19 protein-coding genes and 1 pseudogene are annotated in these 21,818 nt (G+C 50.2%); 1 reads left to right on the forward strand and 19 read right to left on the reverse strand.

Annotated features, from left to right (window positions below):
- Positions 1–134 precede the first annotated feature (134 nt).
- Complete coding sequence (locus D8682_RS03445; protein ID WP_121813539.1) at positions 135–1,196, reverse strand: YcjF family protein; 1,062 nt, start codon at positions 1,194–1,196, stop codon at positions 135–137.
- On the reverse strand, positions 1,193–2,590 hold the full coding sequence (locus D8682_RS03450; protein WP_121813540.1) for a YcjX family protein: 1,398 nt from the start codon (positions 2,588–2,590) through the stop codon (positions 1,193–1,195). The genes D8682_RS03445 and D8682_RS03450 overlap by 4 nt, the downstream gene beginning before the upstream one ends.
- A 182-nt stretch (positions 2,591–2,772) precedes the next feature.
- Between D8682_RS03450 and D8682_RS03455 the strand changes: the two genes are divergently transcribed.
- Positions 2,773–3,783, forward strand: coding sequence for a LacI family DNA-binding transcriptional regulator (locus tag D8682_RS03455; RefSeq protein WP_064546465.1), 1,011 nt, complete (start codon positions 2,773–2,775; stop codon positions 3,781–3,783).
- A gap of 98 nt (positions 3,784–3,881) precedes the next feature.
- Here the strand turns inward: D8682_RS03455 and D8682_RS03460 are convergent, their stop codons facing one another.
- The 17 genes and pseudogenes from D8682_RS03460 to D8682_RS03540 form a co-directional block, all read right to left on the reverse strand.
- Positions 3,882–4,793 (reverse strand): OmpG family monomeric porin, encoded by a 912-nt coding sequence (locus D8682_RS03460; protein ID WP_064546462.1) that lies wholly within the window; start codon positions 4,791–4,793, stop codon positions 3,882–3,884.
- A 75-nt stretch (positions 4,794–4,868) separates the two neighbouring features.
- A complete protein-coding gene (locus D8682_RS03465) occupies positions 4,869–5,948 on the reverse strand; it encodes an ABC transporter ATP-binding protein (protein ID WP_121813541.1) in 1,080 nt (359 codons plus the stop codon).
- Between the two features lie 15 nt (positions 5,949–5,963).
- Positions 5,964–6,641 carry a beta-phosphoglucomutase gene (gene pgmB / locus D8682_RS03470; RefSeq protein WP_121813542.1) on the reverse strand — a complete coding sequence of 226 codons (678 nt, stop codon included), beginning with the start codon at positions 6,639–6,641 and terminating at the stop codon, positions 5,964–5,966.
- Positions 6,638–8,920: a glycoside hydrolase family 65 protein gene (locus D8682_RS03475; protein WP_121813543.1), complete on the reverse strand. Its 2,283-nt coding sequence runs from the start codon at positions 8,918–8,920 to the stop codon at positions 6,638–6,640. The genes pgmB and D8682_RS03475 overlap by 4 nt, the downstream gene beginning before the upstream one ends.
- On the reverse strand, positions 8,917–9,957 hold the full coding sequence (locus D8682_RS03480; protein ID WP_121813544.1) for a Gfo/Idh/MocA family protein: 1,041 nt from the start codon (positions 9,955–9,957) through the stop codon (positions 8,917–8,919). The genes D8682_RS03475 and D8682_RS03480 overlap by 4 nt, the downstream gene beginning before the upstream one ends.
- A 13-nt stretch (positions 9,958–9,970) precedes the next feature.
- On the reverse strand, positions 9,971–10,759 hold the full coding sequence (locus D8682_RS03485) for a sugar phosphate isomerase/epimerase (RefSeq protein WP_121813545.1): 789 nt from the start codon (positions 10,757–10,759) through the stop codon (positions 9,971–9,973).
- 154 nt (positions 10,760–10,913) lie between these two features.
- On the reverse strand, positions 10,914–11,963 hold the full coding sequence (locus tag D8682_RS03490) for a zinc-binding alcohol dehydrogenase (protein WP_064546450.1): 1,050 nt from the start codon (positions 11,961–11,963) through the stop codon (positions 10,914–10,916).
- Positions 11,964–12,041: 78 nt separating this feature from the next.
- On the reverse strand, positions 12,042–12,887 hold the full coding sequence (locus tag D8682_RS03495) for a carbohydrate ABC transporter permease (protein ID WP_064546447.1): 846 nt from the start codon (positions 12,885–12,887) through the stop codon (positions 12,042–12,044).
- Positions 12,884–13,755, reverse strand: a pseudogene (locus tag D8682_RS03500) (carbohydrate ABC transporter permease). Before D8682_RS03500 ends, D8682_RS03495 begins: the two are co-directional and overlap by 4 nt.
- Before the next feature lie 19 nt (positions 13,756–13,774).
- A complete protein-coding gene (locus D8682_RS03505) occupies positions 13,775–15,067 on the reverse strand; it encodes an ABC transporter substrate-binding protein (protein ID WP_064546443.1) in 1,293 nt (430 codons plus the stop codon).
- A gap of 15 nt (positions 15,068–15,082) precedes the next feature.
- The gene (locus D8682_RS03510) at positions 15,083–16,768 is read right to left on the reverse strand and encodes a sugar phosphorylase (protein WP_121813546.1); all 1,686 of its coding nucleotides are present in this window, start codon (positions 16,766–16,768) and stop codon (positions 15,083–15,085) included.
- A 262-nt stretch (positions 16,769–17,030) separates the two neighbouring features.
- On the reverse strand, positions 17,031–18,191 hold the full coding sequence (locus tag D8682_RS03515) for a PapG chaperone-binding domain-containing protein (RefSeq protein WP_162302976.1): 1,161 nt from the start codon (positions 18,189–18,191) through the stop codon (positions 17,031–17,033).
- An 81-nt stretch (positions 18,192–18,272) separates the two neighbouring features.
- Positions 18,273–19,433, reverse strand: a complete 1,161-nt coding sequence (locus D8682_RS03520) for a PapG chaperone-binding domain-containing protein (protein ID WP_162302977.1) — start codon at positions 19,431–19,433, stop codon at positions 18,273–18,275.
- Between the two features lie 11 nt (positions 19,434–19,444).
- Positions 19,445–19,993 carry a fimbrial protein gene (locus tag D8682_RS03525; protein WP_121815625.1) on the reverse strand — a complete coding sequence of 183 codons (549 nt, stop codon included), beginning with the start codon at positions 19,991–19,993 and terminating at the stop codon, positions 19,445–19,447.
- Positions 19,994–20,003: 10 nt separating this feature from the next.
- A complete protein-coding gene (locus D8682_RS03530; protein WP_083963368.1) occupies positions 20,004–20,564 on the reverse strand; it encodes a fimbrial protein in 561 nt (186 codons plus the stop codon).
- Positions 20,561–21,061 carry a pilus-assembly fibrillin subunit gene (locus D8682_RS03535; protein WP_064546434.1) on the reverse strand — a complete coding sequence of 167 codons (501 nt, stop codon included), beginning with the start codon at positions 21,059–21,061 and terminating at the stop codon, positions 20,561–20,563. Before D8682_RS03535 ends, D8682_RS03530 begins: the two co-directional genes overlap by 4 nt.
- Before the next feature lie 22 nt (positions 21,062–21,083).
- Positions 21,084–21,803, reverse strand: a complete 720-nt coding sequence (locus D8682_RS03540; protein ID WP_121815626.1) for a molecular chaperone — start codon at positions 21,801–21,803, stop codon at positions 21,084–21,086.
- Positions 21,804–21,818 lie beyond the last annotated feature (15 nt).

The following is a 21,818-nucleotide window of genomic DNA, read 5'->3' on the forward strand; positions in this document are numbered from 1 at the left end:
GAAGAAAAGTTGACAGATAAGCTGATGATACGGGAGGGTTGTACAATTCCAGGACGGATAAGCGCCAGCACCATCCACCGTTGTCATCCGTCATTTACATAACGACCAATGACAGTGGCTGGCGCGTACCCGTGTTACGAAGGTGTATTGGGCTTTTTGTTCATGGTCTCTTTGAGCTGCACCAACAGCTGCTTGCGGAAATCCCCGAGCCGCGGTTTATCACCGTCAATCCACGGTAGCGGGCGGCACAGCTCCATCGCTTTAATCCCCAAGCGCGCTGTCAGTAAACCCGCGCCAATTCCCTGCGCTGCACGCGTGGAAAGCCGTGCCGCCAGATCCTGGCCAATCCAGTCCATACCCACTTCACGCACCAGTTCACTGGCACCGGCAAAGGCGATATTCAACAATACCAGGCGGAACAAACGTATACGGCTGAAATAGCCCAATTCGATGCCATACAGCGTGGCAATGCGGTTAATCAGGCGCAAGTTACGCCAGGCGATAAACGCCATATCCACCAGCGCCAGCGGGCTGACCGCAATCATTAAGGTCGATTCCGCAGCCGAACGGCTGATTTCCCGACGCGCCTGGTTATCAAGCACGGGCTGCACCAAACGTGCGTACAGCTCAACTACTTCGCGGTCGTTTTGCGTTTCATGAATCGCGGCATACCAGCGTTGTAATGCCGGATGCCCGTGATCAAGCCCAGCCTGGCGCGCCAGCTTTTCACAAAATGCCCGACCCTTACCCATTCCGTGACTGTGCATCAAATCGCGTGCTTCATCGCGCTCTTCTGCACGCTGGCGTAAACGCCATAAACGACGCCACTCCGTTGCCACCGAACCGACACCCGCGGCGATAATTAACCCACCGGCGATGCCGCCGCCGAGCGCTATCCAGTCTTGCGTAACAAAAGCGTTATGCGTCCACTGGACGCCTTGCGCCACCACGCTGACACCAAACAGCCCAAGGCCCACCTGAACCATGCGCCGCCATATACTGCGTTTAGGATGTAACGCGGCTTCAATAACCGCTTCGGCCTGCCCTTCATCTTCCACTTCATCCAGCGAATTTAAGACGGGAGTAAACTTTTCAGCTTCCGGCTCACTAAAAGCATGCGCGGCTTTGAAACTCGGTTCTTGTTCCACATCCAACGGTTGCGCGAAATCGACACGCGGTTTTAATGGTTCTTTCATCGCAATTTATCCCCAATTAAAAACTCCAGTGCCGCATCCATCCGAATGTGTGGCATTGGCCGGTCCACATCCATGACTTGTGGGCGGAACTGTTCAAACTGAAAACCTTGTTTCTCCCAGAAGGTACTACCAGGCAAACGCGCTGGAACCTCACCAGGATAAACCGTCAGCGGCTCGCCATCACTTAAACGGTTCCCACGCAGCGCCGGAATTTGCTCTCCTTTCACATCAACCAGGCCACTCTGTGTGGCTTGCACCGAGGCAAGACCCATGCAGTCCATGTCGATACCTTCGAACGCGGCATTTTGCCAGGCGTCCTGCACCAGTTGCTGGAGCAGCGCCACCATGTTGGCATGTTGATCAACCGTAACGTGGTCGGCCTTTGTCGCGGCAAACAACAGCTTGTCGATAACCGGTGAAAACAGGCGGCGGAACAAGGTGCGCTGGCCGTAATGGAAACTTTGCATCAGTTGCGTCAGAGCCAGACGCATATCGTTAAACGCTTGCGGGCCGCTATTGAGCGGTTGCAGGCAATCCACCAACACAATCTGGCGGTCAAAACGCAGGAAGTGGTTTTTATAAAAGCCCTTCACCACCTTTTCGCAGTAGTAATCAAAGCGCGCGTGCAGCATGCCAATGTTGGTGGTTTTATCGGCCTGCGCGAGTTTCGATTCGCCGACCGCGTCCACATCCGGCCACGGGAAAAATTGCAGTGCTGGCGCTCCCGCCATGTCGCCGGGTAACACGAAGCGGCCAGGCTGGATAAAGTGCAAACCTTCACGCTTGCAGCGCAACAAATAGTCAGTCCAGGCTTCTGAAATCGCCGCCAGGCGGTTTTCATCGGCTGGTGCGAGCGGGTCTAACCCTTCGCATAATTTGCGCCAAAGTGCGGACCATTCAGCGCGATCGCCCTGCAACAGGCCGGTCATTTGACGCGACCAGCTCAGGTAGTTTTGCGCAAGCATAGGCAAATCCAGCAACCATTCGCCAGGGTAGTCGACAATTTCCAGATACAGCGTCGAGGTGTCTTTGAAATGGCGTAACAACGAATCGTTTGAGCGATAGCGCAACGCAAGACGCATTTCGCTGACACCCCGAGTCGGCGTCGGCCAGTTCGGCGGCGAACCGTAAAGTTGCGCCAGCCCTTCATCATAAGTGAAACGTTGAATACCAAGGTCGCGCTGGGGAACACGTTTCACGCCAAGCAGTCTTTCTTCACGCACCGCATTGAGCAACGGCAAACGCGCCCCGTTATGTACGCTCAGTAATTGATTCACCATCGCGGTAATAAACGCTGTCTTGCCGCTACGGCTTAAACCCGTGACGGCAAGACGTAAATGTCGGTCCACGCCCCGGTTCATCAGGGCATTTATTTCATTCTTGATTCTGTTCATCTGCGTCCTGGTTGCACCCTTTTGAAGCTGTTATGAGGGAGGTTATGGGGGTAAATAGTGGCAAATCAAAGGGTATAGCTCAATTTTATAGCCAATTGAAGGCGGCGTATCATGCATAGACAGCCTCATCGAGCTTAAGTAATATGCGTTATCTTTTGGCGCAGAACAGGACCGGTTCAGTCATGTCGCCCACCATTTATGATATTGCCCGTTTGGCGAACGTTTCTAAATCAACCGTATCGCGGGTGCTTAATAAGCAGACTAATATTTCCCCTGAAGCACTTGAACGTGTTTTAAAAGCGATTGAAGAGTTAAATTACCAGCCGAATAAATTAGCGCGCGCCCTGACTTCATCGGGTTTTGACGCGATTATGGTTATCTCAACTCGCTCAACCAAAACGACCGCAGGAAATCCATTTTTCTCTGAAGTCCTGCATGCTATTACCGCCAGGGCAGAACAAGAAGGATTTGACGTCATATTGCAGACATCCAAAAATAGTAAAGAAGACCTGCAAAAGTGTGTCAGCAAAATTAAACAAAAAATGATCAAGGGCATTATTATGCTCAGCTCCCCCACTGATGAATCATTCTTTGAGGAACTGGATCAGTACGCTATTCCTGTGGTCGTGATTGGGAAAGTAGATGGTGAGTTCAAGCATGTTTGTTCGGTGGATACGGATAATTATCGCGACAGCATTGCGTTAACCCAAACACTGATCAATAACGGGCATCGTAAAATAGCCTGCATTCATGCCCCGCTTGATTATCACGTTTCGGTAGACCGACTCGCTGGGTTCAGAGATTGCCTGCTTGAGCAAAATATTAGTTTGCCTGAAGAGTGGGTCGTTGATGGTGGCTATACTAATGAAACAGCACTTGAAGCTGCTCAACAATTATTGAGCCATCAGGATCTTCCTGATGCGATATTCGCCACCGACAGCCTGAAGTTAATGAGTATCTACCGTATCGCCCAAGAAAAAGGCATTAAGATCCCCGGGCAACTTTCAGTAGTGGGATACAGCAACGACATGTTGAGTTTTCTACTCTCCCCACCGCCAGGGGGGATTGAAGTCCCGACACTGGAATTAGGCACTGCCGGTAGCGCGCTATTGTTTGAGAGAATTTCCGGAAAGTATGCCGCTCCCAGAACATTAATTCCAACGAAGATCACGTTGACGGGGTCTATCTCCTGAGATTTATTCACTTCAAAATGGTGGATAATGCTATCGCTTATCCACCTACAACGGCTAAACAGTTTCGTAGGTCGGATAAGCGCAGCGAAATCCGAAACTTAAAACGCGTAATTCACACCAATACCTGCATAGTGGAATTTATCGTTATCACCTTCGTCATGGTTTTCCCACTCGAATGCATACTCCAGCGTCATTGACAGGCCGTTCCGGAAATCATAGGCATACAATAAACCCAGACGATTATAGTCATGGTTTTCAGTGTCAATATCCTCAGACCAATCCCAGTTCGTCCAGCGATCCAACCCCAGACGGGTGTATGGCGTCAAAGTGGTATTGCCAAGCGCAATCGGCAGATAGATACGCATTTCCTGGGTAGAAAACTCACCGTTATTTTTATCGCTATCGCTATTAAAGCCGCGTTCTAAATAGTAGTTAGTGCGTAGTGTAACGGTTTCATTAATTCGCCAGCTGAACCCCGTTTCCGTTTCAACACGGCTGTCGGAATAGCCGGTCTGGTCAAGATCGTTATCAAAGCGGTAGTATGCCAACCAACCGCTGAAACTCCAGTCAGGGTTAATTTTCACATTCCAGTCCGGCTGGAATTTATAACGCTGGGTATTTGCCGTACCATTGCTGGAACCATCATCATTTTTGAAATGGTAGCCGTAATTACGCATGCCGCCAGTGAAACCTAGTGACCAGTCATCATTGTCGACAATTTGATAACGAATATCGATTTCCGGGCGGTTAAAGTAAGTACCACGGGATAAGTCGCTGTAATCCGCCGAACCTTCCTGATACATGGTTAATGCGATAGACCAGTCACCATAGCTGGCATTAAAGTAGACAGAGGGTTCATATAATCCATCTTTATCCTCACCCTGACCTTCAACGTTTTCTATTTCGTACATCGCACCAATATTATAATTCCAGCCGTTATTTTCCGCAGCTTGCACGCAGGCCGCTCCTGCACAGGCAATAAGCACTGTGCATTGCATTAGCTTTTTCATTTTTGTATTCCTTGTAAAATTTACACAGAGAGAAAAAGCCGGGAGTGTTAATTCCCGGCAGGGTACAGAATATTATTAGTTAATCGCGTATTCAGTTTCAGAATCAAAGAAATGACTTTTATTCATATCGAACGTTATTTTTATATTTTGTGCAGCCCGATAATCACTATCTGAATTGGCGCGTAAGGTTAATTCATGGCCACCTACGGTGGCGTATAACATAAACTCCGCTCCGGTTAGCTCAGCCACCGTAATATGAGCGTCAATGCCTTTATCCTGTAACACCGGGATAATATCTTCAGGGCGAATACCCAATATCACTGGTTTATGTTGATAATTAGCTAAGTTCATTGCCGCATATTTATCATCCGGGATAGGCAGCTTTAATGTTTCAGTGACGAAGCAGCCGTCATCCAGTGTGCCACGGATAAAGTTCATCGATGGCGAGCCAATAAACCCGGCAACAAACATATTGGCCGGATGGTTATAAACCGTTTTAGGCGCCCCAACCTGCTGAATAATGCCATCTTTCATGATAACGATGCGCGTTGCCATGGTCATCGCTTCGGTCTGATCGTGGGTCACGTAGATCATGGTGGTATTCAGTTTTTGATGGAGCTTGCTGATTTCAGCACGCATTTGTACTCGCAACCGCGCATCCAGGTTGGATAGCGGTTCATCCATCAAAAAGACACCTGCTTCGCGTACGATGGCGCGTCCTAGCGCCACGCGCTGGCGTTGCCCACCGGAAAGAGCAGCAGGTTTACGGTCGAGGTAGGTTTTTAACCCCAGAATAGAGGCGGCCCACTGTACGCGTTCATCAATAATGTTGGCGTCGAGTTTCTGCATCTTCAGCCCGAACGCCATGTTGTCGTAAACCGACATATGCGGATACAGCGCGTAGTTCTGGAACACCATAGCGATACCGCGCGACTTGGCAGGCACGTCATTCATGCACACGCCATCAATCAACAGTTCGCCACCACTGATTTCTTCCAGTCCGACAATCATCCGCAAAGTGGTCGATTTTCCGCAGCCCGATGGTCCAACGAACACGATAAATTCTTTGTCCTCGATTTCGAGGGTGAAATCTTTCACCACATGAACCTGGTTGTTATAAATCTTTTGAATGTGCTGCAACGAGAGTTGTGCCATCACTTGTTCCTTTTTTCACACCGCGTGTGCACTGTGTTTGGTTAACCAGAATGTTTGCAAAAGTGGCCAGTTCAATTCTGCCGTCGTCGGCAGAAGCAAATCGGCGTGTTCAAGCCCCGAGCCAACCCCTACCGAGAGCATGCCGCTGGCGTTAATCGCCTCAATTCCCGCTTGTGCATCTTCAATGCCAATACATCTGGCCGGTTCGACACCCAGCCCTGCACAAGCGGCAAGGAAGATTTCAGGATCGGGTTTTGAATGCTCGATTTGGCTGGCGTCCGCGCAGAAATCGAACTGACCTTTAAGCCGCAACGCTTGCAGAATGCGTGGCGCATTCAGGGAAACAGAAGCCAGCCCGACACGAATATGCTGGTGGTGAAGTTCTTCGAGCAACGCCGCAATTCCCGGCAGGATCGCCGCAGGATCGAGGTGCTGAAGTGACGCGACATAGAGCGTGTTTTTACGCTCGGCAAGTTTGATTTTTGCCTGGCTGTCAAAACACTGCTCTGCTCCCCCGCTGCGCAAAATGCGCGCCAGGGAATCCATGCGGCTGATACCTTTGAGCTGCTCGTTAATCCGCTCGTCGATCTCGATACCAATTTCATTGGCAACCTGTCGCCATGCCAGGAAATGCAAATGAGCGGTGTCCGTCACCACGCCGTCTAAATCAAAAATTACTGCTTCAGGCTTCATAGTGGTGTTCCTTTCGTGGTACCGCTCCCAGTTAAAGGTGTGAAAAAATCAGCCAGCGAAAAAGTCGCAGCCCTCGTGATTTGCCGCACGGTGTTGCCAAGGTGAAGATTGATCGGTTTTTCGGACGATGAAGTCACGCTCAACTGTTGGTGAGTTAACGTCAGTTGGATGCGCGCCCCTTGCCAGGCAAACGGCAGCGAGATGGATTGCCACTGTTCGGGCAAACATGGGTTCAGATGCAATTCTCCACATTCCACGGTTAGCCCAGCAAAACCCTGCACCGCACCGAGCCAGATTGCGCCGGTCGCGGCGGCGTGAATGCCGTCGTCACAGCTGTGCGGTTCATCACCGAGATCGATAAGACATGCCTGCTGCCAGAATTGATATGCCTGTTCACGGCGTCCACAACGTGCAGCAATGACGCCATGAATGGCTTTGCTGAGCGAAGAGTCGTGAATGGTGCGCGGTTCATAGTAATCGAGATTGGCTGCCAGCTGGGCTGGCGTAAACTGCCACGGCAACATGTAGGCCAGCATCACCACATCCGCCTGTTTAAGGATTTGCATCTCGTTAACTTCAGCGCGTGAGTAATCCAGCAAGATAGCTTGAGTGCCCTGCTGCTCTTTATAGCTTGTGAGATCAAGGGTCGGTTTGCTGAAGAAGCTGTCGTCTTGCGCAATAACATGGTCTTCACGGGCTTCAGGCAACCAAATACGTTCAAGGAAACGATCGGCCTGGCGGATGAAATCGTCGTCCGGTAACGCAAAATGCTGTAAATAGTGCCTGGCTCGTTCAACGTTGTGATACGCCAGATAGTTGGTATAGGCGTTGTTATTAACATGCTCGGTGTACTCGTCCGGCCCAATGACATCGTGCAGTTCCAGCCTGCCATTAGCCTCAACTGCGCGGCTCATCCAGAAACGTGCGGTTTCAAGCAACAGCGCCACTCCGCGTTCACGCATAAAGCCATCTTCGCCGGTGACTTGATAATATGCGTCTACCGCCCAGGCAATATCTGCCACCAAATGGTGTTCAGCCACGGCTGAGGCAACTTTCTGGCGCAAGCCAGTACGGATATTAATTGCCGCAAACTCTGGTGTTTCTTCTTCCCCGGACCAGGCGCTTTCCCACGGGAACAATGCGCCCTGCCAGCCATTTTTGCGCGCTTTCGCCAGTGCGCCCGCGAGGTTATGCCAGCGATAACTCAACAACTGGCGAGCGATTTCTGGTTGCGTCATCAGATGGAATGGCAGCAAGAACACTTCGGTATCCCAGAAAACATGGCCCTTGTAGCCTTCGCCGGTCAGCCCTTTCGCCGCAATACTGCATTTCTCGTTATGCGCGGGGGTCATCGCAAACAGGTGATACAACGCAAAATCTAACGCAATTTGATCCTGGCTATTTTGGCTTTCAAGCTGCACACGGCTGCGTTGCCAGTATGTCTCCCAAACCTGGTTGGACTCGGCCAGCAGTTGCTCATAACCCCGTTCCACACACTGCATCAGCTTGTTCAACGCCTGTACGCTGCAAATGGCTGCGTGGTAGTCGCTATCTAACGAGCTGGTAATCCAGCTGGTTTTCACCAACTCGAATGTCTCGCCTTTTGCTACCTTGCCGCTACAGTGCTGGGTCAGACGGCGGTTCTTCGCATAAAAGCTGCTGCAACTCTCCGCTGGCAAGGCACAGAAACTGCTAATCACCACTTCATTGCTGCCGTCAAGAGTGCGATAACGACCCTGTAAATACCGCTGTTCAAAGACCCGGACACTGGTTTCATCCAGATGCTGACGGCCTGAGTTAGTTTGGGTGGCATCGATACCGGTGCTGATGGTGACCCGCGCATTGTCGTCGAGCGGCGTGATAGCCACACGCGAGCACAACAAGGAATGCTGTGCCGCCGACAGGAATCGCTGGCACACGATCTGATAACGTTTACCGTTTGGCGCATGCCACACCAGGCTGCGACGCAGTTCTCCACAAGCCAAATCAAGCTCGCGATGATAATCAGTCACCGTCCCTGAAAGCAGGGTAAATATTTCGCCATCCAGTTCGATGCGCATTTGCAGCACATCAGGCAAATTCACCAGTTCGGTGGTTTCTACGGCTGAACTGCGATGATAAAACCCCGCCAGATACATACCGTGAGTCTGCTCGGTGTAGGCTTCTTCATGGCAGGCCCGTAGCCCCAGATAGCCATTTCCAGCGGCCATTAAGGTGGCAAATTTATTCAGCGTGTGTTGGCTAAATTGCAGGTCTTGCAGTCGGGTAAGAGTGCTCATAAATCGATGCTCGCTCCTGATTCCGCTGCGCGATAAATCGCCGCAACCAGTTGCTGAATAAGGTAGCCCTGCTCGGCATCCGCGATGCTGACTGGCTCACCAAGAACATGATCGACAAACGCCTGCATGCTTTTGAAATGGCGCTGGCTGTCAGCGGTTTCTCTTTGTGACAACGTCACCATCTCTCCAGCTTCATCCTGGTAGATATGTGCCGGGAACAGCGTGGCCCCCGCGTTTACCCCACAGAATTCCACATTCATCACCGATTGCTGGGCAATGTTCAGCGCAAACGAAGTTTCAAGACGCAGAATGCCGCCGTTGTGAAACTCGATAGTGGCGAACAGCGCATCTTCTACGGTGTAGGTTTTTGGGTCCCACTCACCGAATTGCCCGCTGTGTTTACGGGTGCCAAGCTTCTGGAACGAGTGCGCCGATACCCGCCGCACCGCCGGAAAACCGAGCACATACATTGCGGCATCGAGCATATGAATACCGATGTCGATAAGCGGCCCGCCGCCCTGTAACTCTTTATTGGTGAAAACACCCCAGCCCGGTACACCGCAGCGGCGCAACGCTTTAGCGGTGGTGACATAAATTTCGCCGAGCGTGCCGGCAACCACTTGCTGGCGTAAAAACTGCGTGTCGCTGGCAAAACGGTGGTGAAAATCGTAGGCCAACACTTTCCCGGCTTTGCGGGCAGCATCGCGCATTTCAGCCGCTTGCTCCGGCGTCATGGCCGGTGGCTTTTCACACATCACATGGCAGTTGTGCTCCAGAGCCTGCATCACATGTTGATGATGGAAACGGTTCGGCGTGCAGACGCTGACAATGTCGGGCGCACATGTGCGATACATTTCATCTGCATCGCTGAAGGCATGTGGGATACCGAGTTTGTCTGCCAGCGCCTGCGCACGACCGGTGTGGCTATCAACGACAGCCACCAGTTCCAGTTCACTTCTTGTCAGGTAATACGACGCATGGACGGTTTGAGCGACCTGCCCACCACCGATAATAGCCACCCTGAGTTTTCGACTCATCTCACGTTGCCTCTTAGCAGGTACGCAAAAATTGCAACGACTGTTGGTACGCCGCCGCCGGATCTTCCGCGCGAATGCGGCCTTCGTAGACGATGTAACCGTCATAGCCATCCGCGCGAAGTTGTTCAAAATGCTTTTTGAAATCGATACTGCCGCTGCCTGGCTGGTAACGATGGTTGTCGGCAATATGCACATGACCAAGCAGGTCGCGGTTAGCATGAAACGCCGTGCTGATGTCGTCTTCTTCGATATTCATGTGATAGAAATCGCCGATGATTTGCGTGTGTTTTAGCTGGTTTTCTTCGATATACGAACGCGCATCGGCCAGAGTGTTGATCATATGATCCTGGTAACGGTTAAGCGGTTCGAGGTAAACCGTGGTCCCGGTACGTGCCGCGACTTCATCCAGATAACGCAGCGAATCACTAACCGCTTTACGATCCCCTGCCAGGCTGCGCGGTGAGTTCATTGGCGGCAAGCGAAACGTGAACATGCCCCACGCCGCTGGAACCACAATCCCTTTGCCACCCACTTGCGCCAATGCTTCAAGAATGCGGGTAATTTGTTGCAGGCCATTCAAACGATGCTCTTCAATAAAGTCGCCAATCCAGCCATCGTAACCGCCACATGCGGTAGTGACCGGCAAACCAGTAGCGGCAATCGCCGCTTTCACTGCCTGCACATTTTCGACAAGCAGTTTGCCGTCGATTTCGAAGCCATCGAAGCCCATCGCTTTGACGTATTTGAATTTTTCCAGAATATCTGCCGGGAAAAACGCCTGATTTTGAGTACCGATTTTCATGATTTATTCCTTAATTATTCCTGAAAATATTTCCCTAAGTATTTCGAGGTGCAGAAAGGCGGCAAGAGAGTAAATCCCCTGGAGCTTACTCAAGTATGTGACTGGGATGCACGAAAGCAGCCAACATATCTGCAACTTGAAAGACGACGGGAAATTAGAAGGTTACGCCCATCTTGATGCTCAAATCCGGATGCTTATCGACATACTTCATGTAGCTTTCGGCGCTGTCATGGAATGTCACTACCGGGTCAATCAGGTCTTCACAGTTCAGATAACCGTTCATCAACAGCTCCCAGCAGGTTTGTTCAATACGCTTACGATCCCAGCGCGGATAGTCCGGATTTGGTTCGCTACTGCCGCGGGAAAAGACGATTTTGGCGTTATTGAAGTGAGCTTCGCGACCCAGGTTGAAGTCATGGAAAGGTTTGGCAAAAGCAACGTAAGAGATGGTGCCGCCGTAGGCGATACCGCGCAGTGCGGCTTGCAGCGCCTGGTCGTTGCCGCTGGTTTCGATAATCACGTCCGCGCCAAGCTTATTGGTGATCTTTTTGATATCCAGGCCCACGTCGGTGCCAATCGGGTTCAGGCAGAAATCTGCGCCGTGACGTTTGGCTATTTCACAACGATGCGCAATAGGGTCAACGCCAATCACGACGGATGCACCAGCTTTTTTCGCCAGTTGAATGGCAATTTGGCCAATAGCACCGAGACCGACGACGACTACAAAATCCCCTACCCGCACATTGCCATCGCGCACACCGCTCATGGCGAACTGCGCCGGATCGTAGCAAACCGCATTTTTCCAGCTCGCTCCGGCAGGCATTTTGCGCAGTTTGTAGTTGTTAACGCCGTTGGCGATAACCGTTTCCTGTAATGGGCCGTAAGTGCAAACCTGGTCGCCCATTTGATATTCGGTGACGTCAGCACCGCATTCGATGACTTCACCGACGACCATATTGCCGAGCTGGAATTTGCCAAATTCAATACCACGGGCTGCACCTTCTGCGCGTGGCACAAACATATTCCATTCCGTCGAAAATTCTTCGTCGATAAACGGGCTGGCGGCGCGGAAATCCACCACTTCGGTGCCGTGTTTTGGCGCACCGAAGGCCACTTTGATTTTCACTTCGTGTGCCTGTACGGCACGATCTTCATAGTCCACTAAGGCCGCGATACGCGGTGCGGTTGCGACTAACTTCTTCATTTTTAACTCCAGTAATTAAATGTTGTGGTGGATGGCGCTGCGCTTATCCACCCTACAAAACAGTGCAAATGAACCTGCTTAACCTTTAACGCCGCCTGCAGTCAGGCCGCTTTTAATAAAGCGTTCGGAAAGTGCGTACATCACCACCACTGGCAATGCAGTCACCAGCGAGGCCGCCATCATTCTTCCCCACACGTAATCCGGGGTGCTGAACAGCGTGCTTAAGCCAACTGGCAGCGTGAAGTTTGCCGAGCTGGAGAGGAAAATAGAGGCAAACAGATAGTCGTTCCACGCCACCATAAAGCAGTAGACGAATACCGAAACCAGCCCGGAAATCGCCAGCGGCACGGTGATGTAGAAGATGATTTGCAGGCGGTTTAAGCCGTCCATCATCGCTGCTTCTTCTATTTCATCCGGAATGGTGTCGAAGTAGCTTTTCAGCATAAAGACCGCAGTTGGCAGGGTCTGCGTCACCATCGTGATGATCAGCGCCAGTTCGGTATCGTAAATCCCCAGTGCGGTGATGATTTTGAACAATGGCACCACCAGCAAAATGCCGGAAAACATATACACCGCGTAGAAACTGGCGTTGATGGTCATCCGCCCTTTAAAGCGCAATTTGGAAAGTGCATATGCGCCCAGGATGCCGATCAACACCGCAATGGCAGAGGAAGTCAGCGATACCACCAGGCTGTTTTTGAAGTAGGTCAAAAACGGGAAGATGGTTGGGTTAAAAATGTCGATGTAATGCTGCAACGTCCACTCTTGCGGGAAGATGGTCGGATGCAACGAGATGGCCTCTTTCGGACTTTTAAACGAAGTCATCAGCATGACAAAGAACGGGAATAGCGTGATTGCCAGGAACAATGCCAGCCCAGAGTAAAAGCCCACGCGCCCTAACAGTTTGCGATGATTAGCGGTCATTTAAGATTCACCCGTTTTCTGGTCAGCAAGATGACGGCGAAGATAATGACGAACAGCACCACGGAAATGGCGGCTGCTTTTCCTAAGTCATTAAAGGCAAAGGCCGTTTTATAGAGATAGACGCCGAGAATGTTGACCTTGGTGGTTAACAACCAGACATCCGCAAACATGTAGAACATCCAGATGGTGCGCAGCGTCACCACCGTTGCCAGTACCGGCATAATGGCTGGCAGCGTGACAATTTTGAATTTCTGCCAGCCGTTCGCCCCGTCCATTTCAGCCGCTTCGTACAGCGATTTGTCGATGGTCTGCAAAATCGCCAGGAATGAGATAAACGCATATGGGAAGTAGCGCCAGATGGCGAACAGCACTACTAAAAAGAAGCTGCTGCCGGGGTTGTCGAACCACAACGGCGCTTCGTTGAACAGATGCAGCATGTCGACGCCGAGATAGTTCACGATGCCGTAGCCGCTGTTAAACATATATTTCCACGCGAACACCAAAGAGATTGACGGTGTCACGTAAGAAAGGATCACCAGCGAGCGCGCTGTTTTACGTAACCGAAACTCGCGGTTAAAGAACAGCGCCACGCCCAGCCCTAACCCTGTACTGCCAAGAACTACCAGCGCGGTGTACCAGAACGTGGTCCATAGCGAGTGCCAGAACGCCGTATCGCTCAGGATGTTGAGGTAATTTTCCAGCCCGATAAACCGCGAGCTGATGTTCGGGTTAAGCGGCAAGCGCAAAAAACTGATTTCGATGTTCGATAGCATCGGCCAGGCCACTAATCCCCCAGCAATAACAAGCTGGGGGCGAGTAGCATCATGGCAAATGGCATATCAGAGCGGCCTGAGAACCACTTCTTCATAGTGACTTATCCTGTGATTTCAGTGTTGTTTCATCAATTCGACGATGCGCTGCTGGCTGTTATCCAGTGCCGGAGCGGTGGCTTGTTTACCCACCGTGACCTGGTTGACCATTTCACTCAAAATGGCTGAGCCGGTGATGTCGCCCATGCGGGTAAAGTTTTTCTCCCCCACTGAGCCAAAGACCTGCACGTTCGGGAATTGGGCAATCAGTTCGGCGGGAAGCGTGCCAAAGGCTTTGATTACCTCGTTATTTTTGTAGCTGTCGGTTTGTGCGACGGCTTTAGTGACCGGTAATGCCGCACCAGGTGACATCAGCACCCAATCAGCCGAGTTCTGCGCAGTCTCCATGAATGAGATAAATTTCTGTGCCGCTTCGGTTTCTGGCTTGCTTTGCCCGGCGGTAATGGTCAGCGAGGTGATCATGCCGTACACCGCCGGGGATTTTTCCGTAGGCACTACGAAGCCGAGATCCTGCGGTGAACCGTCTTTATAGAAAGCTGGCAAGATGTAGGTGGAATAAACCGCCATCGAGGTGGTGCCATTCATAAAGGCATCTTTTATTTCCATCACATCGTTGGAACCTGGCATGGTGTACTGCGCCAGCTCGCGGTAATAATTGAGCGAGGTCAGCATTTCAGGTGAGTTAGCGGTGACGTTTCCGGCAGCATCAAAGACGTTGGCACCATTTGAGAGCGCGAATTGCGAGAAGGTTTGTTCGGTCATCACGCTTTCAGCCGTGGGCAGCGCAATACCGTATTTCTTGTGGGCGCTATCGGTCATGACGCGCGCCGCGTTGAGCAATTCCGTCCAGTTGGTGGGTTCGTTCACTCCGGCCTTCGCCAGCGCGGATTTGCGATACCAGATGCCGCCCAACCAGGCGCTGATAGGCACACCGGTAAAAGCACTGCCGTCTTCGGTGCGCACCACGCGTAAAATGCCATCGTAGAAACTACTTTCGCCGACGCCTGAAATCACGGTTTTGATGGCATCACGATCGATAAGCTGCTCTTTATCCATCACTTTGGCGTAATCGTGGCTGACTTCGATAACCTCGGGCAGCGCGCCGGAACGTGCCAGGGTGATCACTTTGGTGTTATAGGCGTCTTCTTCGACAGGCACCTGCTTAACGATGATTTGTGGGTTTTCCTCGCTGAAACGAGCGATCAATTTGGTGATGACCGCCTGGCGTTCCTGTTCAACCGACGAATGCATAAATTCAATAGTGACCTGCTCAGAATCGTCTTGCTTACATCCTGAGAGCAAAGCAGCGGCTACCAGTGCTGTTAACAGCACTGCTTTTTTCGTTTTCATGGTTATTCCTTTATATTAATAGCTAAGCCACAACACCTGATAAGGTTGTATTTCGTAAGATTGCTTTCCGTTAATTTTTATACCGGAAATTAAATCCTGAATATTATTACCTGGCAGAGTAATCTGTTGGCGATGATGGCTCAGATTGAATAATGCCGTAACATGATTTCCCTCTTTCGAGGTTCGTTTTATTTCTAACACACTGCCATTAATGCATTGCGTAATAAAACTGCTGTCAGGATGGAATGCCCGGTGATTTTTACGAACATTGATCAGATGAGATAATTGTTTATACACTTGCTGGCGTAAACTATTTTCATCCAGCAGCTGGCTTTCAATTGCATGCCGTTCATATTTCTGACGGTTGATAGCGCGGTTATAACCCAGGCGCTCGACTCCGGCTTCATCATTACGTGACCCCAGAATACTTTGCACGTAAATGGCAGGGATACCCGGAAATGCAAGCAATATGGCATGAGCCAGGATAAATCTGGCCAGACGTTCCTCATCACTGCTATCCCGACGGTTTAGCGCATCCATATACGTGACGTTTATTTCATAGGGGCTGCGCGTACCATCAGGATTATTTTTCCAGTTGACTCGTGCGCCTTCATCCTGAAGCTGATTCACCAGCTGTAAAATATCTTCTTCCGGTAATATTCCGCGCAACGGATTGAGCCCAATGCCGTCGTGGGAGGCGAGGAAATTAAACCATGTCGTATTGCCATTTGTGGCATCAGATAAAGAGTTTGCCCACTGGCTTAACACCTGCGCAGAACCGGTATGGATCGCGTGTAACACCAGCGGCGGCAAAGGGAATTGATACACCATCTGGGCTTCGTCATGGCCGTTACCCAGATAGGAAATATTGTCTTTGTGCGGGACATTTGTCTCGGTAATCAATACGGTACCAGGTGCTACGGTGTCCACAACCGCACGGAACAACTTCACCAACTGGTGGGTTTTTTCCAGGTGAATACAGTTCGTGCCAATGGTTTTCCACATATAGCCCACCGCATCAAGACGGATATAATCGGCTCCCTCTTGCAAATAGCGCAGCAGGACATCGACCATAGCCAACAGCACCAGTGGATTGGCAAAGTTGAGGTCGATTTGGTCATCGCTAAAAGTGGTCCAGATATGTTGCTGCGAGCCATCAGCCAGGGTAAATGGTGAGAGTAATGGCAGCGCGCGCGGACGAGTAACCTTGGATAAATCTGTCCGCGGTTCAACAGAAATAAAGAAATTCTGATATTCAGGATTTCCCGCAAGATATTCTGTGAACCAGTGGCTTTTTGCCGATATATGGTTGCAGACAAAATCGAACATCAGACTGGTTGATTTATTTAATTGTGCGACGTCCTGCCAGTCACCACATACTGCATCAACCTGATGATAATCAATAACCGAAAACCCATCATCAGATGACCATGGGTAAAAAGGCAGTAAGTGGACGTGGGAGAAACTATTGGCTAGCCAGCGATGATAAAAATCATTCAGCGTTTTTAAGGTTTTTTCATTTTGTTGATGAAACTGATCGGCATAGGTGATAAGCACCACATCACGCTCATCCCACCCCTGCTTGCGGGTTTTCAGATTCGTATCTTTGGCCTTCTTTACCCTGGAAATAAAAGTATTAATGACTGATTCATCTAACGGGTCATCATAAATAGCGGATAGTAATTCTATAATTTTTTTCATTTTGATTTTCTCATGGGAGCGGTACCACGAGAAGCGAGACTACTCCCGCTTTATTTTTCTGTCAACGCGAGGAAAGCTGAAGGTTAATAATTGTGAGGTAACGCAAATTAAAATGAAAAAGCAGGAAGGTAACGGTACAAGAAGCCCCAGTTCGGTTCCAGAATGAACAGAACTGGTTTAAGCGCACTGCCAGCAACATTTTCTGTGGGCGGCCTGAGCGAGTTTCGATTCGCCGACCGCGTCCACATCTGGCCTGGCCTGATTACAAGATATTGACGATTGCCACCGCAGAACCGGTATAGGAACCGGGTAGTAAATCAGAACCGGCTTGTAACTCAGATTGTAAATAAAAAGTGGTTGCCCCATTGACTAATGCAGCCCCGGTTAATGTTCTTGCCCAATCGGTTTGATTTAACGATACAGACAGATAACTGCTTAAACCCGGACCTGGCCCCATATTAACCACCGTATAGGGATCATGAGTGTTATCCATACCCTGGAGAGTAATATCCACGGTGGTTTCACCATCACAGGTGATAGCAAATGACTCTTGTTTTATATTTCTGTGTGCGTTGTTATATAAAACATTGCCATGTGACAAGGTAATATCTGTTGATGATAAAGAACAAATAACATCTGGGTTACCAGGTTCGCCGGTATCATCAATGCGGATATCGAGCGGTAAATAAATCGTTTGTTTGTACTCAGGTGTTCCTGCTGGGTTTGTCGTCCACCAATTATTGGCACCCGACATAAACCAGGTACTTGTGCCCGCGAGTAGTATTGGAATGCTAACGGTGTAATTACCCGGCTGGATATTCAGTGCATCAATTAACACATCAATTGTTTTGGTTATTTGAAAATTACCATTACTCGTCACCCCAATCATATATGAACCCTGATAAGAGCGTATGGTTTCAATGATTCTCACTGCACCGGGATCGGTTTCATTCACAATCCTCATCTCTTGTGTTCCGCTGCCGCCGCCTTCCGGAGATAAATAGGTTTTCAGGGTCCCACCACCGACGCTCACATCCTGTGTACGCCCTTCAACAATATGCCCTTCCATACAATTTGATTGATAATCGGGAAGGACACCGGGCGGAAGACTATTTGGTGCCCAGTTAAAATTATTCAGCGAGTTATCATAATATTTAGCACCTTGGTCCATACTAATATTTAATGTTACCCGATATTTTCCCTGGCCGGCTGTGTTACCCATCCATTCTTGTCTTTCTATATTCACATACACCCCAAAATCATCAGAGGTTCCCTTCCACCAGGTGCCTGTCGCATCAACCAGATTGCATTCGCCCGCTGTCGCTTGAACCGCACTGCCCATTCCAATAATGAGGAGCATTAAACGCCATAACTTCATACATTTATAGGGGCTGGAGGACGATTTTCTACCTGCGATGATCACGCTTTTATCTCCTGAAATACAAACTCCGTGAATGCGCGATTCTGGCAAACAACAGACTGTTAAGTGAATAGATGAAAATAACTAAATGATATTTACAATAGCTACAGCTGAACCCGTATAGGAACCAGGGAGGAGATCAGAACCGGCCTGTAAATTAGATTGCAAATAAAAAGTGGAGGCGCCATTTATTAATACCGTACCCGCCAATGTCCTGGACCAGGTTGTTTGATCTAACGACACAGACAGTTGACTGATTAAACCTGGACCAGGTCCCATGTTGACCTCTGTATAGGAGTCCTGAGTGTTATTGTTGCCCTGAAGCATAATATCTGCAGTGGTTTCACCATCACAGGTAATAGAAAATGACTCCTGTTTGATGTTACCTTGCGCATTGTTGTATAAAATATTCCCGTGGGACAAAGTGATATCTGTTGTGGACAAAGAACAAATAACATCTGGGTTGCCAGGTTCGCCGGTGTCGTCAATACGAATATCGAGTGGTAAATAAACACTTTCTTTGTAATCAGGTGTTCCTGCTGGGTTTGATGTCCACCAATTATTGGCACCTGACATAAACCAGGTACTTGTCCCGGCAAGATTTATTGGAATGCTCACGGAGTAATTTCCCGGCTGAATATTTAACGCATCAACTAATACATCAATGGATTTTGTGGTTTGAAAATCTCCATTGTTTGCAATCCCAACCATATAATCACCTTTATACAGGTGTATTGTTTCGATGGTTCTTACGGCGCCGGGATCGTTCTCAGAAATGAGCCTCATTTCTTGTGATCCACTCTCCGCCCCAACATCTGCCAGGTAAATTTTCAATACTCCACCACCCACGCTAAGATCCTGGGCGCGTGCGAAAGTGCTATATCCTTCCATACAGTTTGTCTGTTCAAAAGGGACGATTCCATCCGCCGGTAGGATATTCGAACTCCAATTGCTGTTATTTGGCGATGACATGTAATATTTAACACCCTGATCCATGGTGATATTTAGACTCACACGGTATCGCCCCTGACCGGATGCGTTGCCCAGCCATTCCTGGCTTTGAATGTTAACGTTTACGCCATAAGTGGACGTTCCTTTCCACCACATCCCTCTCACGCCAATCATGTCGCACTCTTCGGCAATAGCTTGAGCAGTACCAGTGATACCGATAATCAAGACGACGATGCGCCAAAGCATTAGTCGAAAACTGACTAACGATCGCCCCCTGCTGCTTACATTTTTCACGGGCTTTTCTCCTACAGATAACTGATGCTCATCGTCGCCGTGGCACTGAAGGCACCCGCTTCCAGACTGCCTCCTTGCTTGTACGGCATCGCGGTCAGAGTGAATTGGCTGCTGGCGGTGCCATTGCCCGTCCAGCCTTGGGTGAGTGGATAACCATAGCCGTTACTGCCACCGCCCAGTGTTAAAGGGAAACTGCTGTTCACTCCGTTCCCCTGGTACAATGCCACGCCGAGGATGTCGGCATTGCCTCCGGTAGCATCCGTTTTCAGCACATTAGTAGGCGCGCCGGTTAGCTGCGAACCGGTTACCCTGACATACACGGCTCCGCTGTAATAGGTACAGCTGACGGGCACGGTGATGGATTTGGCGTAGGCCTGGCCATCCACCTTTTGGGCGTCCATATCGCCAAAATCCACGGTAATCAGACTGTCGCCGTTAACCACGCAAGGCGGGATGTAGATTTCGCTGGTGATGGTGATATTAATGTTTGCTCTTGCCGTCGTTGCGCTGAATAGTATTCCTGCCAACAGCAGCGCAGATGCGATTTGCCTGGTTTTCATCACCATCACCTCACTCATAATTCAGCACAAAATTGGCCTGCGCACTGTAATCGCCAGCAACGACACTCTGGTCTGCCAGAGCGTCCGGTGTGGCTTGTACCACCGCTTTAAAGTTCAGCACGATGGTGCTGCTGTCTAACTGAGTACCCGCCCCCTGGTTATGCGGCTCACCGAGCTTCAGTGGTGAAGTCCCGTCAACGTCCAGTATTCCCACCGCCAGTTTTCCGACATTCGGCCCGGTTCCCATGCGTAACCAGTAATCTGACTGGCTTCCCATGTTGGTTTCCCGGACGCCATCAAACGTCAGTTTGACCACGCTATAGAGCGTGGTAGTGGTGCAGTTATTCAGCTGAATGGAAAAATTCTCCTCCGGGCTGCGTCCTGGTGGGTATTGAAAATCCTTGAGCGGCCGGTCGCCAAATAGCACAGTTTGCCCCTGGCTTTCTGGCGCCAGTTCACACGGGGATTCCCACAATACCCCTTTGAATTCCATAGGCGTTTCAGCCAGGATTGGCGTCGAAAATATAAAACCCAGCCCGAACAGCACCGACAACTTATTGATATTGATCATTCATACTCCAGACTCAGGCGCAGCAGCGCACCCTGCAACAGCATGTGCTGGCTCAATTTATAGGTCAGTTGGTTATCTCCGGATCGCAATGCCACCGCTTCTTCTGGCAGTTGAAGTTCTGGATACATCGGCTCTTCGCCATCAACCGAATCCTTCAACAATGCACTGCGGATAACATGGATGGGTGCCGCATTGTCTTCACTAGTCACGCCACCTTCACCACAACCTGTCAGTGTCAAATTCACCGGGACGACCCCGCCGACAACCGGAGTCCATGAGGTTTCCTGGGTTTTCAGAGTACAGGGAGAGGTGACTAGTGTTCCGCTGACAGCCAGAAAACCCACCTGACCATTACGCTCATTCACTTGCTGATGATTAGATTCATCAGGGATGAAAATTATTTTTTGGGACTGAACTTCGGCTGCCCGCGCCGCACTGCTTATCGACACCGCAGATATCAGTGTCAGCCCCATAATTATCAGCGTGTTTGGCTTCATTCCCCGCTCTCCTGGTTGATAATTACTTATCCGTTTCCACCGCAGTACAGCGGTTGCTGCTGCACTGGAACGTCAAGGACGGGCGGCCACCGTAATCGTTGATATAAGTCAGAACCGGCGCGTTGTAGTTACCCGCTTTCACACTTTGCGATGACTTAGGTGCCAGCATGACCGCTTCGAACTTTCCGACCTGAGTTTGTTTGGCCCCTTCACCAATGCCAATCACCGTGATGAAATAGGGCGTCGGGTTTTCTATGCGGTAGCCACCGCTTTCTTTGGTGAGCACCAGTTTGTCCTGCCACACCGCATTAGGTTTAGTTTTGATTGATGCCGGGCGGTAGAACAACTTCACACGTGTCTGTAGGGCGATTTGTAGCGAGTTAGCTTTTTCACTACGTGGCGGAATTTCCCGCAAATTGAAGTAAAACAGCGATTCACGATCCTGTGGCAGCTTAGCGATATCCGGAGTGGTGGATAAACGCAGCAGGCTTTTTACCCCAGGCTCAAGGCGCTGGACTGGTGGCGTAACGACTATCGGCCCGGTGGTAATTTTGGTTTGTTTGGCATCTTCTAACCACGCCTGCGCCAGATATGGTAATTGTTTGTTGTCATTAGCAATATTCAATGTCATCGACTTATCGCCGCCATTAAAAATGACCCGCGTTCGGTCCAGCGAGATGGCAGCGTGAGCGCCAGACAAGGTACTCAAACATAAACCCACTACCGCTGTTGTTTTCATCATCGTGTTCACAATCTG

It is taken from the genome of Buttiauxella sp. 3AFRM03 (genome assembly GCF_003675305.1).
Taxonomy (GTDB): domain Bacteria; phylum Pseudomonadota; class Gammaproteobacteria; order Enterobacterales; family Enterobacteriaceae; genus Buttiauxella; species Buttiauxella ferragutiae.